General features: G+C 61.0%; 12 protein-coding genes, 2 tRNA genes, 3 rRNA genes and 1 pseudogene. 8 read left to right on the top strand and 10 right to left on the bottom strand.

Translation table 11 applies throughout. The features are described 5' to 3' along the window. Nucleotides 1–9: 9 nt before the first annotated feature. The 3 genes from trpE to rpe all read right to left on the bottom strand — a co-directional run bounded on the left by trpE (nucleotide 10) and on the right by rpe (nucleotide 3,293). Nucleotides 10–1,503 carry an anthranilate synthase component I gene (trpE, locus tag OKW37_RS21280; RefSeq protein WP_429408213.1) on the bottom strand — a complete coding sequence of 498 codons (1,494 nt, stop codon included), beginning with the start codon at nucleotides 1,501–1,503 and terminating at the stop codon, nucleotides 10–12. Nucleotides 1,504–1,879: 376 nt separating this feature from the next. Continuing rightward, nucleotides 1,880–2,596: a phosphoglycolate phosphatase gene (locus tag OKW37_RS21275; RefSeq protein WP_429408215.1), complete on the bottom strand. Its 717-nt coding sequence runs from the start codon at nucleotides 2,594–2,596 to the stop codon at nucleotides 1,880–1,882. 13 nt (nucleotides 2,597–2,609) lie between these two features. Next, nucleotides 2,610–3,293, bottom strand: coding sequence for a ribulose-phosphate 3-epimerase (rpe, locus tag OKW37_RS21270; protein WP_429408217.1), 684 nt, complete (start codon nucleotides 3,291–3,293; stop codon nucleotides 2,610–2,612). Between the two features lie 328 nt (nucleotides 3,294–3,621). Between rpe and apaG the strand changes: the two genes are divergently transcribed. Further along, entirely contained in the window at nucleotides 3,622–3,996 is a 375-nt protein-coding gene (gene apaG, locus OKW37_RS21265; RefSeq protein ID WP_184009102.1) for a Co2+/Mg2+ efflux protein ApaG, read from the top strand. Nucleotides 3,997–4,141: 145 nt separating this feature from the next. Here apaG and OKW37_RS21260 read toward each other — a convergent pair whose 3' ends face one another. Further along, nucleotides 4,142–4,303: a hypothetical protein gene (locus OKW37_RS21260; protein ID WP_176078910.1), complete on the bottom strand. Its 162-nt coding sequence runs from the start codon at nucleotides 4,301–4,303 to the stop codon at nucleotides 4,142–4,144. A 28-nt stretch (nucleotides 4,304–4,331) separates the two neighbouring features. Here OKW37_RS21260 and mltA point away from each other — a divergent pair, with 28 nt between their 5' ends. Then, nucleotides 4,332–5,450, top strand: a complete 1,119-nt coding sequence (gene mltA, locus OKW37_RS21255) for a murein transglycosylase A (RefSeq protein WP_429408219.1) — start codon at nucleotides 4,332–4,334, stop codon at nucleotides 5,448–5,450. Nucleotides 5,451–5,638: 188 nt separating this feature from the next. On the opposite strand, the gene paaK is transcribed toward mltA, so the two are convergent. The 4 genes from paaK to paaN all read right to left on the bottom strand — a co-directional run bounded on the left by paaK (nucleotide 5,639) and on the right by paaN (nucleotide 10,177). Next, nucleotides 5,639–6,943: a phenylacetate--CoA ligase PaaK gene (gene paaK, locus OKW37_RS21250; protein WP_429356206.1), complete on the bottom strand. Its 1,305-nt coding sequence runs from the start codon at nucleotides 6,941–6,943 to the stop codon at nucleotides 5,639–5,641. A 112-nt stretch (nucleotides 6,944–7,055) separates the two neighbouring features. Then, a complete protein-coding gene (gene paaI, locus OKW37_RS21245) occupies nucleotides 7,056–7,517 on the bottom strand; it encodes a hydroxyphenylacetyl-CoA thioesterase PaaI (protein WP_090802007.1) in 462 nt (153 codons plus the stop codon). A gap of 1 nt (nucleotide 7,518) precedes the next feature. Continuing rightward, complete coding sequence (paaG, locus tag OKW37_RS21240) at nucleotides 7,519–8,310, bottom strand: 2-(1,2-epoxy-1,2-dihydrophenyl)acetyl-CoA isomerase PaaG (protein ID WP_429408222.1); 792 nt, start codon at nucleotides 8,308–8,310, stop codon at nucleotides 7,519–7,521. 166 nt (nucleotides 8,311–8,476) lie between these two features. After that, nucleotides 8,477–10,177 carry a phenylacetic acid degradation protein PaaN gene (paaN, locus tag OKW37_RS21235; protein WP_429408224.1) on the bottom strand — a complete coding sequence of 567 codons (1,701 nt, stop codon included), beginning with the start codon at nucleotides 10,175–10,177 and terminating at the stop codon, nucleotides 8,477–8,479. 135 nt (nucleotides 10,178–10,312) lie between these two features. Between paaN and OKW37_RS21230 the strand changes: the two genes are divergently transcribed. From OKW37_RS21230 to rrf, 6 genes are all read left to right on the top strand, one after another. Beyond that, nucleotides 10,313–11,089: an enoyl-CoA hydratase gene (locus tag OKW37_RS21230; RefSeq protein ID WP_429408226.1), complete on the top strand. Its 777-nt coding sequence runs from the start codon at nucleotides 10,313–10,315 to the stop codon at nucleotides 11,087–11,089. 469 nt (nucleotides 11,090–11,558) lie between these two features. Next, nucleotides 11,559–13,091 (top strand): 16S ribosomal RNA (locus OKW37_RS21225). Between the two features lie 74 nt (nucleotides 13,092–13,165). Continuing rightward, nucleotides 13,166–13,242, top strand: a tRNA-Ile gene (locus OKW37_RS21220). A gap of 53 nt (nucleotides 13,243–13,295) precedes the next feature. Continuing rightward, nucleotides 13,296–13,371 (top strand) — tRNA-Ala (locus OKW37_RS21215). A gap of 346 nt (nucleotides 13,372–13,717) precedes the next feature. Continuing rightward, nucleotides 13,718–16,599 (top strand): 23S ribosomal RNA (locus tag OKW37_RS21210). 227 nt (nucleotides 16,600–16,826) lie between these two features. Continuing rightward, nucleotides 16,827–16,940: ribosomal RNA gene (gene rrf / locus OKW37_RS21205) — 5S ribosomal RNA — on the top strand. The 16S, 23S and 5S rRNA genes sit together here with 2 tRNA genes alongside, the layout of an rRNA operon. Nucleotides 16,941–17,060: 120 nt before the next feature. Here rrf and OKW37_RS21200 read toward each other — a convergent pair. Both OKW37_RS21200 and OKW37_RS21195 read right to left on the bottom strand, forming a co-directional pair. Next, nucleotides 17,061–17,622 (bottom strand): annotated as a pseudogene (locus OKW37_RS21200) (transposase); the annotation flags it as partial. 102 nt (nucleotides 17,623–17,724) lie between these two features. Beyond that, complete coding sequence (locus OKW37_RS21195) at nucleotides 17,725–18,921, bottom strand: M20 aminoacylase family protein (RefSeq protein ID WP_429408228.1); 1,197 nt, start codon at nucleotides 18,919–18,921, stop codon at nucleotides 17,725–17,727. Nucleotides 18,922–18,967 lie beyond the last annotated feature (46 nt).

Here is an 18,967-nt window from a genome sequence, read left to right as displayed (position 1 = left end):
TGTCTCCGGTCAGAAGTCGCTATCGAGGCCGTCCTGGACCTGCTCGGCGGCGCGCATTACCGCGCGTGCCTTGTTCTCGGTCTCCTGCCATTCGGATTCGGGCACCGAATCGGCGACCACGCCCGCGGCCGCCTGCACATACAGATTGCCGTTCGCAATCACGCCGGTGCGGATCGTGATGGCCAGATCCATCTCGCCGGTGAACGACAGATAGCCGACCGCCCCGCCGTACAGGCCGCGCTTGACGGGCTCGAGCTCGTCGATCAGCTCCATCGCGCGGACCTTCGGCGCGCCCGACAGCGTGCCGGCCGGGAAGGTGGCGCGCAGCACGTCGAAATTGGTCATGTCGTTCTTGAGCTTGCCTTCGACCGAGCTGACGATGTGCTGCACGTGCGAGTACTTCTCGATCACCATCTTGTCGGTCACGACCACCGAGCCGATCTGCGCGATGCGGCCGACGTCGTTGCGCGCGAGGTCGATCAGCATCACATGCTCGGCGATTTCCTTCGGATCGTTCAGCAGCTCGGTAGCGAGCGCGGCATCGCGCTCGGGCGTGTTGCCGCGCGGACGGGTGCCGGCCAGCGGGCGGATCGTGACGATACGGTCCTCGCCGCGCTTTTCCTGGCGCACCAGAATCTCCGGCGACGCGCCGACCACGTGGAAGTCGCCGAAGTTGTAGTAGTACATGTACGGCGACGGATTCAGCGAGCGCAGCGCGCGATACAGCGACAGCGGATTGTCGCGGTACGGCTTGATCAGGCGCTGACCGACCTGCACCTGCATCAGTTCGCCGGCGGCGACGTATTCCTTCGCCTTGCGCACGGCCGCCAGGTAATCGTCTTTCGCGAATTCGCGGTAGATCTCGGTGCGTACGCTGGCCGACACGACGGGCGGCTCGACGGTGACGCGCAGCCGCTGGCGCAGTTCGCGCAGACGGTGCTTCGCTTTCGTGTAGGCCTCAGCCTGGGTCGGGTCGGCGTAGACCACCAGATAGAGCTTGCCGGCGAGGTTGTCGATGACGGCGACTTCCTCGGTCAGCAGCAGCTGGATGTCGGGCAGATTGAGGTCGTCTTTCGGCGCGCTGTGCGCGAGCTTCTTCTCGATGTAGCGCACCGCGTCATAGCCGAAGTAGCCGGCGAGACCGCCCGTGAAGCGCGGCAGCCCCGGGCGTTGCGCGACGTTGAAGCGCGCCTGGAATTGCTGGATGAACGCGAGCGGATCGCCGTCGTGCGTCTCGACGACCTTGCCGTCGCGGACCACTTCCGACACGCCGTTGCGCGTGCGCATGAGAGTCCGCGCCGGCAGGCCGATGAACGAATAACGCCCGAAGCGTTCGCCGCCGACCACCGACTCCAGCAGGAACGAGTTCGCGCCGTTGCGCTCGGTCTGCGCGAGCTTCAGGTACAGCGACAGCGGCGTCTCGAGGTCGGCGAGCGCTTCGGCGATCAGCGGGATGCGGTTGAAACCCTCGTTGGCGAGGGACTGGAATTCGAGTTCGGTCATGTTCCGATCCTGTACGGTGGTCCGGCGGCAGCAAGCGTCGGGCAAAGCGGGGCTAAGCGCCTCCGGTCAGGGCGTGGGTCGACGTTCTCGACACAATGATACCGACCGGCGCGGGTCTTCCATCGGCGCGTGCGAGCGGTGCGGGTGAGCAACGGTACCTTGCGGGTACGCGCAGGCTCAATCAGCCGATGCAGCTGCGCAAAAACAGATCGATGGAAAAAGCGCGTGAGCGCAGCGAAGTAAAAAACGGTTGCCGAAGACGAGCTTCAGCGTACCTCAGGCGAGGTTAGCGCGACCAGCGACGCCAGGGCCAGGCTCCCCGGTCGATGCTAATCAGACTCCGTTTTTTATTCAGAAACATGAGGATGAAGGACTGTTAAGTCGTGGATTGATGCGCTGCGATCGCCCTGGCGGCGTCGAGCAGCGAGGCAACTATACCATCGGATTTTATCGTTTGTATAGCTTGGCCGTGGTTGTACCCGTAGGGCACGGTCAGCGTTGCCATGCCGGCCGCGCGGCCCGCCAGCGCGTCGTTTTCCGAGTCGCCGATCGCCACCGTGGCGCTCGGCTCGACGCCGAGTTGCGCGGCGGCGGTCAGCATCGGCAGCGGGTCTGGTTTCTTTTTCGCGAGACTGTCGCCGCCGAGCACGACGCTGAAATACGGTGCAAGCCGGTACTGCTGCAGCAATTCGAGCGCGAAGCGGTGCGGCTTGTTGGTCACGCAGGCGAGCTTCAGGCCCGCGTCGCGCAGCGCGCGCAGACCGGCCTCGACGTCTGGATAAAGCCGCGTGTGCACGCCGTTGATCTTCGCGTACTCGGCCTGATAGATCGCGAGCGCTTCGGCGAAGCGCTCTTGCGCGTGCTCGGCTTCGAAGCGCGGCGCAAGCACGCTGCGGATCAGATGCTCCGAACCCTTGCCGACGTAGCCGACCACTTCCTCGCGCGTCGTTTCCTCCGCGTCGAGCTGAGCGAGCATACCGTTCAGGCCGGCGGTGAAGTCGTCGGCCGTGTCGATCATCGTGCCGTCGAGGTCGATGATCGCGGCTTCGAGGCGCGCGCCGGTAAACGTCGGGGCGGGATACGAAGTGGTCATGAGGCGCTGGTTTTTAACGCTGGACGGTCGCGAGGGCGGCGCGCATCTTGTCGATCACGACCTTGTGATCGGGCTGGCCAAAGATCGCCGAGCCGGCCACGAACGTGTCCGCGCCGGCCGCCGCGATTTCCGCGATGTTGTCGACCTTCACGCCGCCGTCCACTTCGAGGTGGATGTCGCGGCCGGTGCGCTCGGTGTACGCGTCGATGCGTTTGCGCGCTTCGCGCAGCTTGTTGAGCGCCTCGGGGATGAACGACTGGCCGCCGAAGCCCGGGTTTACCGACATGATCAGCACGAGGTCGACCTTGTCCATCACATGATCGAGATAGTTCAGCGACGTCGCCGGATTGAACACGAGGCCGGCCTTGCAGCCGTGGTCGCGGATCAGCGACAGCGTGCGGTCGATGTGATCCGACGCTTCCGGGTGAAAGCTGATCAGGTTCGCGCCGGCTTTCGCGAAGTCCGGCACGATGCGGTCGACGGGACGCACCATCAGGTGCACGTCGATCGGCACGTCCACGTGCGGGCGGATCGCTTCGCATACGAGCGGGCCGATGGTCAGGTTCGGCACGTAGTGGTTGTCCATCACGTCGAAGTGGATCCAGTCGGCGCCGGCGACGACGACGTTGCGGACTTCTTCGCCCAGGCGGGCGAAGTCGGCGGAGAGAATGCTGGGGGCGATGCGAAATTGCGTCATGACAGGGGGCCGATGCAAGCGGGAAAGCGCCATTTTACCGGTTTTGCGCGTGCAGACCGGGGTGCTGGCCGCGGTTGGCGTGGCGGAATCGCGCGATGAAACTTCGCAAAGTGCCGGCGCAAAAACGACATGGAGACTGGGCGCGGCAAAGCAGCCGTGTCCCAACGTCTTAGACACTGCTGGCCGAAAGGCGTATCCGGTTGCGGCCATGCCGCGCATCAAGCAGAATGCCATTCCATGAGCGCCGCATCGCCGCTGCACCCGCAGACCATTGGCGTTCGGGCCTTCCACGATTTTTCACAGCCCGTTTGATCAGATCGGAATCAGGATGAGCCAGTACGAATTCAGCGTCTCGGCGCAGGTGCACTACCTGCCCGAAGAATCGGACCCGGAGCGTCGCCAGTACGCCTTTGCCTACACGCTGACCATCCGTAACACCGGCCAGGTGCCCGCACAGTTGATCGCGCGTCACTGGATTATCACCGACAGCGAGAACACCGTCCAGGAAGTCAAAGGCCTGGGCGTGGTCGGTCATCAGCCGCTGCTCAAGCCGGGCGAGCATTTCGAATACACGAGTTGGGCAGTGATCGCGACGCCGGTCGGCACGATGCGCGGCGATTACTTCTGCGTGGCGGAGGATGGTGAGCGCTTCGAGGCGCCGGTGCCGGAGTTCGTGTTGCGCATGCCGCGGACGTTGCATTGAACCGGCGCGGTGTTGCGCGGTCTTTAATGAGTTCGTATCGGCGCGCGGCGCAGCGGGCAGTTGAGTGGGTGGTTGGATGAGCGCTCAGACGAGCGCTTGAGGCGCGAGGGGTTGTGCGGTTCTGTATGCAACCCGCCGGCCAGGCTCACTGCGGCTTTTGCTGTTGGGACCGTTCCGCCGGCTTGGCACGTCGCGCTTTTTTCTTGCCAGACGACGTCCACACAACGATAAAGACGAGCAGGAACAGCGCGAGCAGCGATTCCAGCGCGAAGATGAGCATCGGGTATTCGTCGAACAAATCAGACATGGCGGTTTCCATCAACAACGAACATTGTATGCGTTTTGTCCGCCGAGCCGGCGCGTGGGTCGGTGCATTGTCGGTTGCGGTGTTGCTTGCCTCCTGCGGCGGCGGCGGCGCGCTCCGGCCTTCGCCGCCGAGCGGCGCGGCGATCATCCCCGGCCAGATCGCGTCGTCGCGCTTGACCGCGGTTGCGTGGCAGCAGGTGCCGGGCTGGCAGGACGACTCGCTGATCGGCGCGACGGCCGCGTTGCGGCAAAACTGCACGAGGCTCGCGCGTCAGCCGAACTGGTCGCGTGCATGCGCGGCCGCCGCGCAAATCGACGATCTCGACGTCACCGGCGCGCGCGCCTTCTTCGAAGCCTACTTCACGCCGTTCCAGCTCGCGAATAGCGACGGCACGCTCGACGGTCTGGTCACCGGTTACTACGAGCCACTGCTGCGGGGCTCGCGCACGCGGCATGGGGTATATCAGACCGCGCTGTACCGCTGGCCCGCCGGCTATCGCGTGGGGGCGCCGTTGCCGGCGCGCGCCCAACTCGAACGCTCGGGCGCGCTCAGCGGCAACGAACTCGTGTGGGTCGACGATCCGATCGAAGCATTCTTTTTGCAGGTGCAGGGCTCCGGGCGCATCGTGATGGAAGACGGCAGCGTGATGCGCGTCGGCTTTGGCGGTACCAACAATCAGCCGTACAAGTCGATCGGGCGCTGGCTGCTCGATCATGGCGAGATCACACCCGCGCAGGCAACGATGCAGGGCATCAAGGCATGGGCACGCGCGAATCCGACGCGCGTCGATGGATTGCTCGACACCAATCCGCGCTTCGTGTTTTTTCGCGAGATGCCGTCGGCCGAAAGTATGCCGAGCGGCGGCGCGGACGGCCCGATCGGCGCGCTCGGCGTGCCGCTGACGCCGGAGCGCTCGATTGCGGTCGACCCGAGCGCGATTCCGCTCGGCACGCCGGTGTTCCTGCAGACCACACGGCCGCTGACGAACTCGCCGATGAACCGCCTCGTGTTCGCGCAGGACACGGGCACCGCGATCAAAGGCGGCGTGCGCGCCGACTACTTCTGGGGCCTCGGCGACGATGCCGGTGATCTGGCTGGCAAGATGAAGCAGGGTGGCCGGATGTGGTTGCTGCTGCCGAATTCGTGAGGCGGTGGGGCCCAGGCGGAAGCGTGACTGCCGTTTGAGTTACAGCAGTTTTCGGGAGGCGGGTTGGAGGCTGCCGCGAAGCCGTTAATAGAAGTCGTGGAAATCGGCGTCACGTTCGGATCAGGATCCGTGCGTGACGCCGTTTTTTGTTGGGCTCTTACGCTGCGCGTCGCTGCCCGTTGCCTGACTTAGAGCCCCGATCTGCGCTTGTCGACCACCCGCCGCGCCTTGCCCACCGAGCGCTCGATCCCATTCACGGCCAGCACGTTCACCACCGCGCTTACGCCAATCAGCGCCTTGATGTCGTACGCCAGCGCGTTTTTCGCGGTGGTTAGCGCGGAAGTATCCGGCGCGCTTTCGGGGCACGGTTCGACGTTCAGCGTCAACACGTCGAGCGGCCCTTCCTTCGTCAGTACGATCTGATAGTGCGGCGCGAGCGCGTGCTGCTTGAGCAGCAACTCTTCGATCTGCGTCGGGAACACATTGACGCCACGGACGATCATCATGTCGTCCGAGCGGCCCGTGATTTTTTCCATACGCCGCATCGTGCGGGCGCTGCCCGGCAGCAGGCGCGTGAGATCGCGCGTGCGGTAGCGGATGATCGGCAGCGCTTCTTTCGTCAGCGACGTGAACACGAGCTCGCCGAGTTCGCCATCGGGCAGCACCTCGCCCGTTTCGGGGTCGATGATCTCGGGATAGAAATGGTCTTCCCAGATCGTCGGGCCGTCTTTGGTCTCGATGCACTCCGAGGCGACGCCCGGGCCCATCACTTCGGAGAGACCGTAGATGTCGACCGCGTCGATGCCCATGCGTTTTTCGATCGCCTCGCGCATTTCGTTGGTCCACGGCTCAGCGCCGAAGATGCCGATGCGCAATGAGCAGCTAGCCGGGTCGATACCCTGGCGCTCGAGTTCGTCGGCGATCGACAGCATGTAGCTCGGTGTCACCATGATGATGTCCGGCCGGAAGTCCTGGATCAGCTGCACCTGCTTTTCGGTCTGACCACCGCCGAACGGAATCACGGTGAGCCCCGCGCGCTCGGCGCCGTAATGCGCGCCGAGGCCGCCCGTGAAGAGGCCGTAGCCGTAGCTCACGTGCACCTTGTCGCCGCGCTTCGCGCCGGCGGCGCGTATCGAACGGGCGACGAGATTCGCCCACGTGTCGATGTCGCGCGCCGTATAGCCGACGACGGTCGGCTTGCCGGTCGTCCCAGACGATGCATGGATTCGCGAAATCTGCTCCTGCGGCACCGCGAACATGCCGAACGGATAGTTGTCGCGCAAATCCTTCTTCGTCGTGAACGGTAAGCGCGCGAGGTCCGCGAGCGACTTGACATCGCCCGGATGAACACCGGCTTCGTCGAACTTGCGCCGGTACACCGGCGAATTTTCATACGCATGGGTGAGTGACCATTTGAGCCGTTCAAGTTGGAGCGCGGCGAGCTCGTCGCGGCTGGCGGTCTCGATCGGATCGAGCGGAAGAGCGGTGCTCATCGAATGTCTCCTTGCTGCCTCAGTATCTGAGTTTGATATGTAACGCGTTGGCGTCAGAGAGCCACGCAGACAGTCGTCCGCGAGGGCGGCTCTGGCTTGCCGCCGCTCAATGTCAGTCGCCGGTGGGAATCAGGTTGCCCCTGATTTGCGCCGACTTGCCGCGAAACATCGCGACGGTCTCGCCGGCGCGATTCGTGACGCGAATATCGTAGATGCCAGTGCGCCCGCTCGATGTCTGCTCGACCGCTTCGGCGCTCAGCACGTCGCCGCCGTAGACCGGCCGGAGGTATTCGATCGAGCAGCCGGCGGCAACCGTATTGATGTTGTAGGTGTTGCAGGCGAACGCGAAGGTCGAATCGGCGAGCGTGAAGATCAGGCCACCGTGGCAGATCTGATGGCCGTTCAGGAAGTCGTCGCGCACCGCCATGCGCAGCCGCGCATAGCCGGGGCGCACTTCGAGAATCTCGAGCCCGAGCGCGCGACTGCAGGCGTCGTTTTCGTACATCGCGGCGGCTGTCGCGCGGGCGAGTTCGTCGGCAGTCATCTGGTCGGGGCGGGTGGTTTGCGTGGACATCTCAACGCCCCTCGAAGCGCGGCGCGCGCTTTTCGATAAATGCCTGCACGCCTTCCGCGTAATCGTGCGAGGCGCCTAGTTGGCGCTGCAGATCACGCTCGAGATCGAGCTGCTGGTCGAGCGTTTGCGTCGTGCCGGCACGCATCGCCTGCTTGATCGCGGCGATCGCCCGCGTCGGTTGCTGGGCAAGCTGGGCCGCGAGTTTTGCCGCGGCCGGAGCCAGTTCGGCGTCGTCGAGCGCTTGCCAGATCAAGCCCCAGCTTTCGGCTTTGTCGGCGCTGAGCTTGTCGCCGGTGATCGCGAGGCCGAGCGCGCGTGCCATGCCAACGCGTTGCGGCAGGAACCACGTCCCGCCCGAATCCGGCACGAGGCCGATCTTCACGAACGCCTGGATGAAACTCGCGGAGCGAGCTGCGAGCACCAGGTCGCAGGCCAACGCGAGATTGGCGCCCGCGCCGGCGGCCGTGCCGTTGACCGCGGCGATCACCGGAAACGGTAGCGCTTGCAGACGGCGGATCAACGGATTGAAGTATTCATCGATCACGGCGCCGAGGTCGGTCATCGCGCCGGGCGTGAAATCGAGGTCGGCGAGATCCTGGCCGGCGCAGAAGCCGCGTCCCGCGCCGGTGAGCACGAGCGCACGGGCGCCGGACTTTTCGACCTGGTCGAGTGCCGCGCCGAGTTGCTGATGCATCGCGCGCGTGAAGCTGTTGAGCTTGTCCGGGCGGTTCAGCGTAATGGTGGCGACATGGCTCGATGAGTCGATGTCCAGCCGGATCGCTTCATATGACATGGGGTGTCTCCTCAAACTCTCTTTGGCCGATGGGCACGGTCGCTCGACTAGCGTCGGCGCGTGATGCCGATCCGATGTCTGATGTTAGTCAGAGCGCACGACTCGGTCCATCCGCCGAACGGCATAGGACGAAGTCGTGCGTTGTGCTGAAGCCTTCTTATGCCGTTCAGCCAGCTACCGCGGGCGCCGCTTTCGGTTCAACATGAACGCGGCTTTGAACGACACGGAAGCGGTTGGCGACGAAAGCGGCATCGGCAAGCGCGGCATTCGCGGCCGGGTTGGCGCCGGTGCCGTGAAAGTCCGAAAAAGCCGCGGACTGGTTGACGAACACGCCACCGGTCAGGTTGATCGACAGTGCGACGCCGCCGCGGATCGACGCTTCGTGCGCGGCGTCGAGCACGGCGTCGTCCGTGCTGTAGACCGCCAGCGTTAGCGCGCCGTGCTCGGCAGCAATGTCGCCAGCGAGGTCGAGTGACTGCGCGGTCGAGTCCGTCGCGATGACGAACGAGATCGGCCCGAACCATTCTCTCGTGAACTGGGCGTGGTCGGTCGAGGCGTCGAGTTGCAATACGAGCGGTGTGCGCACGCGAGCGCCCGGAAAGGACGGATGGTCGAGCGTCTGGCTCGCGACGAGAACGCGGCCGAGCCCGGCGGCTTCGTCGATGCGCTGCACGACGCCTTCGTTCTGGATCGCGCCGAGCAGTTCGACGGCGCGGGCCGGATCGGCGACGAGCTTTTGCACCGCGCCGGCAAGCGCCTGGGAGACATCGTCAAAGCTGAGCGTGCCTTCCGCGGTGCGAATGCCGTCTCGCCGTACGTAGATATTTTGCGGCGCGGTGCACATCTGGCCTGAGTACAGCGCCAGCGAGAACGCGATGTTGCGCGCGGCCGCCTTGATGTCGTCGACCGAGTCGATGACGATCTGATTGACGCCAGCTTTTTCGGTGTAGACCTGCGCGTGGTGCGCGTTGCGCTCGAGCCAGGTGCCGTTCTGGGTGCTGCCCGTGAAGTCGATCAGTTTGATCTCGGGGCGCTGGGCCAGTTGCTGGACGAGGGCGCCGTCGTTTGGGGCGGTGGCCAGCAGCGTGACGACGTTCGGATCGAAGCCCGCTTCGCGCAACACGTCACGCGCGATGCGCACGGTCAGCGCGAGCGGCAGGATCGCGCCCGGATGCGGCTTGACGATCACCGTGTTGCCGGTGGCCAGATCGGCGAACAGGCCCGGATAGCCGTTCCACGTCGGGAATGTGCAGCAGCCGAGCACGAGGCCGATGCCGCGCGGCACGACGGTGTAGCGCTTGTGCATCGCGAGCGGCGGGTTTTTGCCTTGCGGCTTTTCCCAGTGCGCGTCGGCGGGAATACGGCGCAGCTGATCCCAGGCATACGCGACCGCTTCGAGCGCGCGATCCTGCGCGTGTGGGCCCCCTGCCTGGAAGGCCATCATGAACGCCTGACCGGTCGTGTGCATCACGCTGTAGCCGAGCTCGAAGCTGGCGCGATTCAGGCGCGCGAGGATTTCGAGGCTCACGCCGATCCATGCCTGCGAGCCGGCGGCGCGCCAATCGCGTTGCGCCGCGGCAGATGCGGCGATGAGCGCGCTCGGGTCGGCTTTCGGGTAACGCACGCCGAGCTGGAAGCCGAACGGCGAAACCTCTGCGCCGACGGTCTCTCCCGTCGACGGTTGGTCCAGGTCGAACGTTTTGTCTAGAAGCGCCTTGAACGCGGCTTCGCCGTCCGCGTTAGCTGTTTCCCCGTACACTTTCGGACTGGGCATCTCGACGAACGGGCTCCAGTAGCCGCGCGTTTCGAGCGCGGCGAGCGCTTTGTGCAGCGTGTCTTCGTGCTTGGTGAATAGCGGATGTGTCATGGCAAAGAGGCTCGGCTGTACGTTGGGGAAATACCTGTCGAATAATTGACCGACCGGTTGGTTGGGGAATGGTAGCATCACCACAGACGATGCGCGAAGCGTTTTTCGCGTGCGATTAACCCTTATGGAGGCGGCATGGCTTACGAAAACATTCTGGTTGAGACGCGGGGACGGGTCGGACTGATTACGCTCAACCGTCCGAAGGCTCTGAATGCACTGAACGACGCGCTGATGGACGAACTAGGCGCAGCGTTGCGCGAGTTCGACGGCGACGAGTCGATTGGCGCAATCGTCGTGACGGGCAGCGAGAAAGCATTCGCGGCGGGTGCGGACATCGGGATGATGGCGTCGTACTCCTATATGGATGTCTACAAGGGCGACTACATCACGCGCAATTGGGAAACGGTTCGCTCGATCCGTAAGCCGATCATTGCCGCGGTGGCGGGCTTCGCGCTCGGCGGCGGCTGCGAACTGGCGATGACGTGCGATATCATTTTCGCCGCCGACACGGCGAAGTTCGGTCAACCGGAAATCAAGCTCGGGATCATGCCGGGCGCGGGCGGCACGCAGCGCTTGCCGCGGGCGGTGTCAAAAGCGAAGGCGATGGACCTCTGTTTGACCGCCCGTTTCATGGATGCCGCCGAAGCGGAGCGCGCCGGACTGGTTTCGCGCGTGATCCCGGCGGCATCGCTGCTTGACGAAGCGGTCGGCGCGGCCGCCACCATTGCGGAATTTCCGCTGCCGGCGGTGCTGATGGTCAAGGAGTCGGTCAACCGAGCCTTTGAAACGACGCTCGCGGAGGGCGTGCATTTCGAGCGCCGCCTGTTCCATTCGCTCTTCGCCACCGAAGACCAGAAAGAGGGGATGGCCGCGTTCGTGGAGAAGCGCAAACCGGTTTTCAAGCACCGTTAATACGCTTGTCAAAATATCGCTTGCAAGTCCCGATGTCGGCGACTAGAATTCCGCACTTTCGCGCTCCGGACGCCGGGGTGCGGAGAAGCGGGAAGCCTTTGATGGCGTGGGCTTCGGCGGCGTGGGCAGGTTAGGCGAGTGATAAAAACCTGTTGACGATCCGACGGAAGTTCTCCATAATCCCGTTTCTCTGCTGCAGACGCAGCGACGCAAACGAAGCAGTGCCGGGTAGTGGTGGTTCAGGCGCGGCGGGTTTGGCGGACCGATCTTTAAAAACTAACAGTCGATAAGTGTGGGCGCTTGATGCGGAATGCGGCGGCGGATTCTCCGGAATCTGCTGTCAGGCAGAAGTATCAGAAGCCTCACACAGTATTAGAGGAAGGTTTGTCTGTCGAAAGACGGATCAATCATCGTCAGTACGTTGAGTGAGCGACCGGGTTCGAGAGAGCCCGAACACAGTAACAGGTTTGAACTGAAGAGTTTGATCCTGGCTCAGATTGAACGCTGGCGGCATGCCTTACACATGCAAGTCGAACGGCAGCACGGACTCCGGTCTGGTGGCGAGTGGCGAACGGGTGAGTAATACATCGGAACGTGTCCTGGAGTGGGGGATAGCCCGGCGAAAGCCGGATTAATACCGCATACGCTCGGGAGAGGAAAGCGGGGGATCTTTCGGGACCTCGCGCTCAAGGGGCGGCCGATGGCAGATTAGGTAGTTGGTGGGGTAAAGGCCTACCAAGCCGACGATCTGTAGCTGGTCTGAGAGGACGACCAGCCACACTGGGACTGAGACACGGCCCAGACTCCTACGGGAGGCAGCAGTGGGGAATTTTGGACAATGGGCGCAAGCCTGATCCAGCAATGCCGCGTGTGTGAAGAAGGCCTTCGGGTTGTAAAGCACTTTTGTCCGGAAAGAAAACCTCGTGGCTAATATCCGTGAGGGATGACGGTACCGGAAGAATAAGCACCGGCTAACTACGTGCCAGCAGCCGCGGTAATACGTAGGGTGCGAGCGTTAATCGGAATTACTGGGCGTAAAGCGTGCGCAGGCGGTGCTGTAAGACCGATGTGAAATCCCCGGGCTTAACCTGGGAACTGCATTGGTGACTGCAGCGCTGGAGTATGGCAGAGGGGGGTGGAATTCCACGTGTAGCAGTGAAATGCGTAGAGATGTGGAGGAACACCGATGGCGAAGGCAGCCCCCTGGGCCAATACTGACGCTCATGCACGAAAGCGTGGGGAGCAAACAGGATTAGATACCCTGGTAGTCCACGCCCTAAACGATGTCAACTGGTTGTCGGGCCTTCATTGGCTTGGTAACGTAGCTAACGCGTGAAGTTGACCGCCTGGGGAGTACGGTCGCAAGATTAAAACTCAAAGGAATTGACGGGGACCCGCACAAGCGGTGGATGATGTGGATTAATTCGATGCAACGCGAAAAACCTTACCTACCCTTGACATGTATGGAATCCTGCCGAGAGGCGGGAGTGCCCGAAAGGGAGCCATAACACAGGTGCTGCATGGCTGTCGTCAGCTCGTGTCGTGAGATGTTGGGTTAAGTCCCGCAACGAGCGCAACCCTTGTCCCTAGTTGCTACGCAAGAGCACTCCAGGGAGACTGCCGGTGACAAACCGGAGGAAGGTGGGGATGACGTCAAGTCCTCATGGCCCTTATGGGTAGGGCTTCACACGTCATACAATGGTCGGAACAGAGGGTTGCCAAGCCGCGAGGTGGAGCCAATCCCAGAAAACCGATCGTAGTCCGGATCGCACTCTGCAACTCGGGTGCGTGAAGCTGGAATCGCTAGTAATCGCGGATCAGCATGCCGCGGTGAATACGTTCCCGGGTCTTGTACACACCGCCCGTCACACCATGGGAGTGGGTTTTACCAGAAGTGGCTAGTCTAACCGCAAGGAGGACGGTCACCACGGTAGGATTCATGACTGGGGTGAAGTCGTAACAAGGTAGCCGTATCGGAAGGTGCGGCTGGATCACCTCCTTTCCAGAGCTGTGCATTCCCTGCACTCAAGTGCTCACGCTTATCGGCTGTGGTTAGAAGCAACGCAGACAGGCTCAGGGTCTGTAGCTCAGCCGGTTAGAGCACCGTCTTGATAAGGCGGGGGTCGATGGTTCGAATCCATCCAGACCCACCACGGTCTTGTCTGGTGAGCTGAAGGGCTGGGGCCGCTGGACTATCTGTGGGACTGGGGGATTAGCTCAGCTGGGAGAGCACCTGCTTTGCAAGCAGGGGGTCGTCGGTTCGATCCCGTCATCCTCCACCAATCCTCAATGCGCAGGGTTCTGCATGAAGGCAGAGCGTTGCGCATTGGCGATTGAGCCAGTCAGAGCGGTATGAGGCACAGGCTTCATACCGGCTGCCGTTCTTTAACAATCAGGAAGAAGTAGTAAAGAGATTCACGAAAGCATACCTGGAGATGGGTGTGTGAGTAGGTGAATCAGGGTTGTGATTGTATCGATGTATTTTAAAGGTGATCGAAAGATTGCTTTGGAATACGGCGCAACACGAATACTCAACCTGTAGCGAGTGCGTCTATCCCCTCCGGGGATGGGACCCACGTAAGCGCTAAAGCGCTAACGTGGGTCGACACAGAGACACACCCGTTATAGGGTCAAGCGAACAAGTGCATGTGGTGGATGCCTTGGCGATCACAGGCGATGAAGGACGCGGTAGCCTGCGAAAAGCTCCGGGGAGCTGGCAAACGAGCATTGATCCGGAGATGTCCGAATGGGGAAACCCACTCCTAATGGAGTATCCGTAGCTGAATCCATAGGCTGCGTGAGGCGAACGCGGTGAACTGAAACATCTAAGTAACCGCAGGAAAAGAAATCAACCGAGATTCCCAGAGTAGTGGCGAGCGAAATGGGATCAGCCGGTACACGTTATCTGTATTGTTAGTCGAACGCTCTGGAAAGTGCGGCCATAGCAGGTGATAGCCCTGTAGACGAAAACAGCATGGAAGAACTGGGTGTACGAGAAGTAGGGCGGGACACGTGAAATCCTGTCTGAAGATGGGGGGACCATCCTCCAAGGCTAAATACTCGTGATCGACCGATAGTGAACCAGTACCGTGAGGGAAAGGCGAAAAGAACCCCGGGAGGGGAGTGAAACAGATCCTGAAACCGCATGCATACAAACAGTCGGAGCCTCTGCGAAGGGGTGACGGCGTACCTTTTGTATAATGGGTCAGCGACTTACATTCAGTGGCGAGCTTAACCGATTAGGGCAGGCGTAGCGAAAGCGAGTCCGAACAGGGCGTCCAGTCGCTGGGTGTAGACCCGAAACCAGGTGATCTATCCATGGCCAGGTTGAAGGCACGGTAACACGTGCTGGAGGACCGAACCCACTAACGTTGAAAAGTTAGGGGATGAGCTGTGGATAGGGGTGAAAGGCTAAACAAACCTGGAAATAGCTGGTTCTCTCCGAAAACTATTTAGGTAGTGCCTCGTGTCTCACCTTCGGGGGTAGAGCACTGTCATGGTTGTGGGGTCCATTGCGGATTACTACGCCATAGCAAACTCCGAATACCGAAGAGTGCAATCACGGGAGACAGACATCGGGTGCTAACGTCCGGTGTCAAGAGGGAAACAACCCAGACCGCCAGCTAAGGTCCCCAAATATGGCTAAGTGGGAAACGAAGTGGGAAGGCTAAAACAGTCAGGAGGTTGGCTTAGAAGCAGCCACCCTTTAAAGAAAGCGTAATAGCTCACTGATCGAGTCGTCCTGCGCGGAAGATGTAACGGGGCTAAGCCATATACCGAAGCTGCGGATGCACAGTAATGTGCATGGTAGGAGAGCGTTCCGTAAGCCTGCGAAGGTGCACTGGAAAGTGTGCTGGAGGTATCGGAAGTGCGAATGCTGACATGAGTAGCGATAAAGGGGGTGAAAGGCCCCCTCGCCGTAAGCCCAAGGTTTCCTACGCAACGTTCATCGGCGTAGGGTGAGTCGGCCCCTAAGGCGAGGCAGAAATGCGTAGCTGATGGGAAGCAGATTAATATTTCTGCACCATTGTGAAATGCGATGGGGGGACGGATCGCGGAAGGTTGTCCGGGTGTTGGAAGTCCCGGTCCTTGCATTGGAGAAGGCGCTTTGGCAAATCCGGGCGCAGAATTCAAGGGTGCGAGGCGAGCCACTTCGGTGGCGAAGCAACTGGAAGGGGTTCCAGGAAAAGCCTCTAAGCTTCAGTTTCACAGTGACCGTACCGCAAACCGACACAGGTGGGCGAGATGAGTATTCTAAGGCGCTTGAGAGAACTCGGGAGAAGGAACTCGGCAAATTGGTACCGTAACTTCGGGATAAGGTACGCCCTCATAGCCTGACTGGCCTGCGCCAGAAGGGTGAAAGGGTTGCAATAAACTGGTGGCTGCGACTGTTTAATAAAAACACAGCACTCTGCAAACACGAAAGTGGACGTATAGGGTGTGACGCCTGCCCGGTGCCGGAAGATTAAATGATGGGGTGCAAGCTCCTGATTGAAGTCCCGGTAAACGGCGGCCGTAACTATAACGGTCCTAAGGTAGCGAAATTCCTTGTCGGGTAAGTTCCGACCTGCACGAATGGCGTAACGATGGCCACACTGTCTCCTCCCGAGACTCAGCGAAGTTGAAGTGTTTGTGATGATGCAATCTCCCCGCGGCTAGACGGAAAGACCCCATGAACCTTTACTGCAGCTTTGCATTGGACTTTGAACCGGTCTGTGTAGGATAGGTGGGAGGCTATGAAGTTGGGACGCCAGTCTCAATGGAGCCGTCCTTGAAATACCACCCTGATCTGTTTGAGGTTCTAACCTTGGCCCGTGATCCGGGTCGGGGACAGTGCATGGTAGGCAGTTTGACTGGGGCGGTCTCCTCCCAAAGTGTAACGGAGGAGTACGAAGGTACGCTAGGTACGGTCGGAAATCGTGCTGATAGTGCAATGGCATAAGCGTGCTTGACTGTGAGACTGACAAGTCGAACAGGTGCGAAAGCAGGTCATAGTGATCCGGTGGTTCTGTATGGAAGGGCCATCGCTCAACGGATAAAAGGTACTCTGGGGATAACAGGCTGATACCGCCCAAGAGTTCATATCGACGGCGGTGTTTGGCACCTCGATGTCGGCTCATCTCATCCTGGGGCTGTAGCCGGTCCCAAGGGTATGGCTGTTCGCCATTTAAAGAGGTACGTGAGCTGGGTTTAAAACGTCGTGAGACAGTTTGGTCCCTATCTGCCGTGGGCGCTGGATATTTGAAGGGGGCTGCTCCTAGTACGAGAGGACCGGAGTGGACGAACCTCTGGTGTACCGGTTGTCACGCCAGTGGCATCGCCGGGTAGCTATGTTCGGAAGAGATAACCGCTGAAAGCATCTAAGCGGGAAACTCGCCTTAAGATGAGATATCCCCGGGGCTTCGAGCCCCTTGAAGGGTCGTTCAAGACCAGGACGTTGATAGGTCAGGTGTGCACGTACAGTAATGTACTGAGCTAACTGATACTAATTGCCCGTAAGGCTTGATCCTATAACAGGTGTGTCTCGACCCGCGGTAGTGCTTCAGCACTTACGCGGGTCCGATCCCCGAAGGGGATTGGTGTGAACTCCCGCGGGAGCTCACAGAAACGCCCGGTTGGGATTCAGTGTTGTGCCAGAAACAACACAACCCTCCCCACTCGAATCCTTTACGCTTCTTCCCGATTGGCTGTGGCGCAACCGGTTGACTCCAACCCTGCGACGCAGCAACCCGTCATGCCTGATGACCATAGCGAGTCGGCCCCACCCCTTCCCATCCCGAACAGGACCGTGAAACGACTCCACGCCGATGATAGTGCGGATTGCCCGTGTGAAAGTAGGTAATCGTCAGGCTCCCCCCAGTCAGAAACCCCACCCGCCGCGGTGGGGTTTTTGCGTTTACGCGGCCAAAATTAACAAACAGCAGAAGCAAGCGACACCTCCGCCCGCTTCAACGCTTTTCAACTGGTTCTCCCGCTGCCGACGCAATATACCCCAGACCCGGCGATAACCATAGCTCGGCAGGTCAGTGACGGTCAGCCGTATTTCTTCGACCAGCCCGGCATCGTCCGTCTTCCTGGCGCTGCGTCCATCCTGCCAGTCGGCTGGACGTGCAAGCCTTGCCGCTCACGTTTGAGCGCGCTACACCGAGAACGTCGCAGACCTGCTTCACTGCTCGTCCCCCGGCAATGAGGGTGAGCGCGCAATCCATTTTCGCGACTTCGCCACCTCCACCGCCTCACGGAGAATCTCGCTCTCCATTGTCTTTTTGCCGAGCAGTCGCTGGAGTTCCCTGATTTGCTTCAGCGCATCGCTCAGCTCCGACGCTGGTACGACTTCCTCGCCGGCACTGACAGCCGACAGGCTGCCATCCTGATACAGCTTGCGCCCAGTGAAACAGCTGGTTCGGATTCACGCCGTGCTGGCGTGCAACCATCGAGACCGACTTGCCCGGCTCGAAACTCTCTCTCACCATCGCCAACTTCTCTTCCGCTGACCACCGCCGCCGGCGTTCCGGTCCCATCAACACTTCCATCACTTCTTGTTTGTTGTTAGTCAAAAACACAGTCATATGCCTTCCCGCTATTTTAAGTGGGAAACTGTGTCCGGCGATTCAGGGGGCCGCTCCATCAACTCTCTACTTCCCTTGCGCCAGAAACTTCTGCGCCAGTCGGACCCAATACGTCGATCCCACCGGCAACAACTCGTCGTTAAAGTCATAACTCGCGTTGTGCAGCATACAAGGGCCCGCGCCGTGGCCCGCCTCGCGGTGGCCGCCATCGCCGTTGCCCAAAAACGCATAGCAACCCGGTTTCGCCAGCAGCATGAACGAAAAATCTTCGGCACCCATGGTCGGTTCAACCGCGTCATCGACATTTTCCGCGCCAACGATCTCTTTCATGACCGACGCCGCAAAACGCGCTTCCTCGCTGCTGTTGATCGTCGGGGGATAGTTCCGGTGGAATTGGATCTGAACGGAGCAATCGTATGCTTCGGCTGTACTGTGCGCGATCTTGCGCATGCGTGACTCGATCAGGTCGAGCGTTTCTGTAGTGAAGGTCCGAACGGTCCCCGCGATCCATGCGTCGTCCGGTACTACATTGACCGCATCGCCCGCATGTATCTGCGTTATCGACAATACCGCAGTATCCAGCGGCTTTTTGTTTCGCGTGATGATGCTTTGCAGCCCGTTGGCAATTTGCACCGCCGCAAAGACCGGATCACGGCCATTGTGCGGTAGCGCTGCATGCGAGCCGACGCCCTTGATTTCGATGCGAAATTCATTGCTCGACGCCATGATCGGGCCTTCGCTCACGCCGAAGTGGCCCGCCGGCATGCCCGGCCAGTTGTGAATGCCAAACACGGCGTCCACGGGGAATTTGTTGAACAAGCCGTCGTCCATCATAGCCTTCGCGCCGGCGCCGCCTTCTTCAGCCGGCTGGAAAATGAACACGATCGTGCCGTCGAAAGCACCATGTTTGGCCAGGTAGTGCGCGGCACCGAGCAGCATCGCCGTATGTCCGTCGTGCCCGCACGCATGCATCTTGCCGTCGTTCGTCGACCGATGATCGAAGCTGTTGAGCTCCTGGATCGGCAGCGCGTCCATGTCGGCTCGCAGACCAATCGCGCGCGAGCCGTTACCTCGTTTCAATACGCCGACCACGCCCGTCTTGCCGAAACCACGGTGGGTCTCGATGCCCCAGGACTCGAGCGAACGCGCGACGAGATCAGCAGTCGCCGTCTCTTCGTAGCGCAGCTCCGGGTGGGCATGGATGGTTCGTCGAAGGGTCTGGATTTCGCCGCGAGCGGCCTGAATTTCGGGGATGAGTTTCATGATGGAGTGATTATGCGTTTGTGCTTGACGAGCATGAGATCGCCGC

Source organism: Paraburkholderia sp. MM5482-R2 (genome assembly GCF_050436125.1).
In the GTDB taxonomy this organism is placed as follows: domain Bacteria; phylum Pseudomonadota; class Gammaproteobacteria; order Burkholderiales; family Burkholderiaceae; genus Paraburkholderia; species Paraburkholderia tuberum.
The sequence above is the reverse complement of the archived record's forward strand: the minus strand, read 5'-3'. Positions and strand labels throughout refer to the sequence as shown.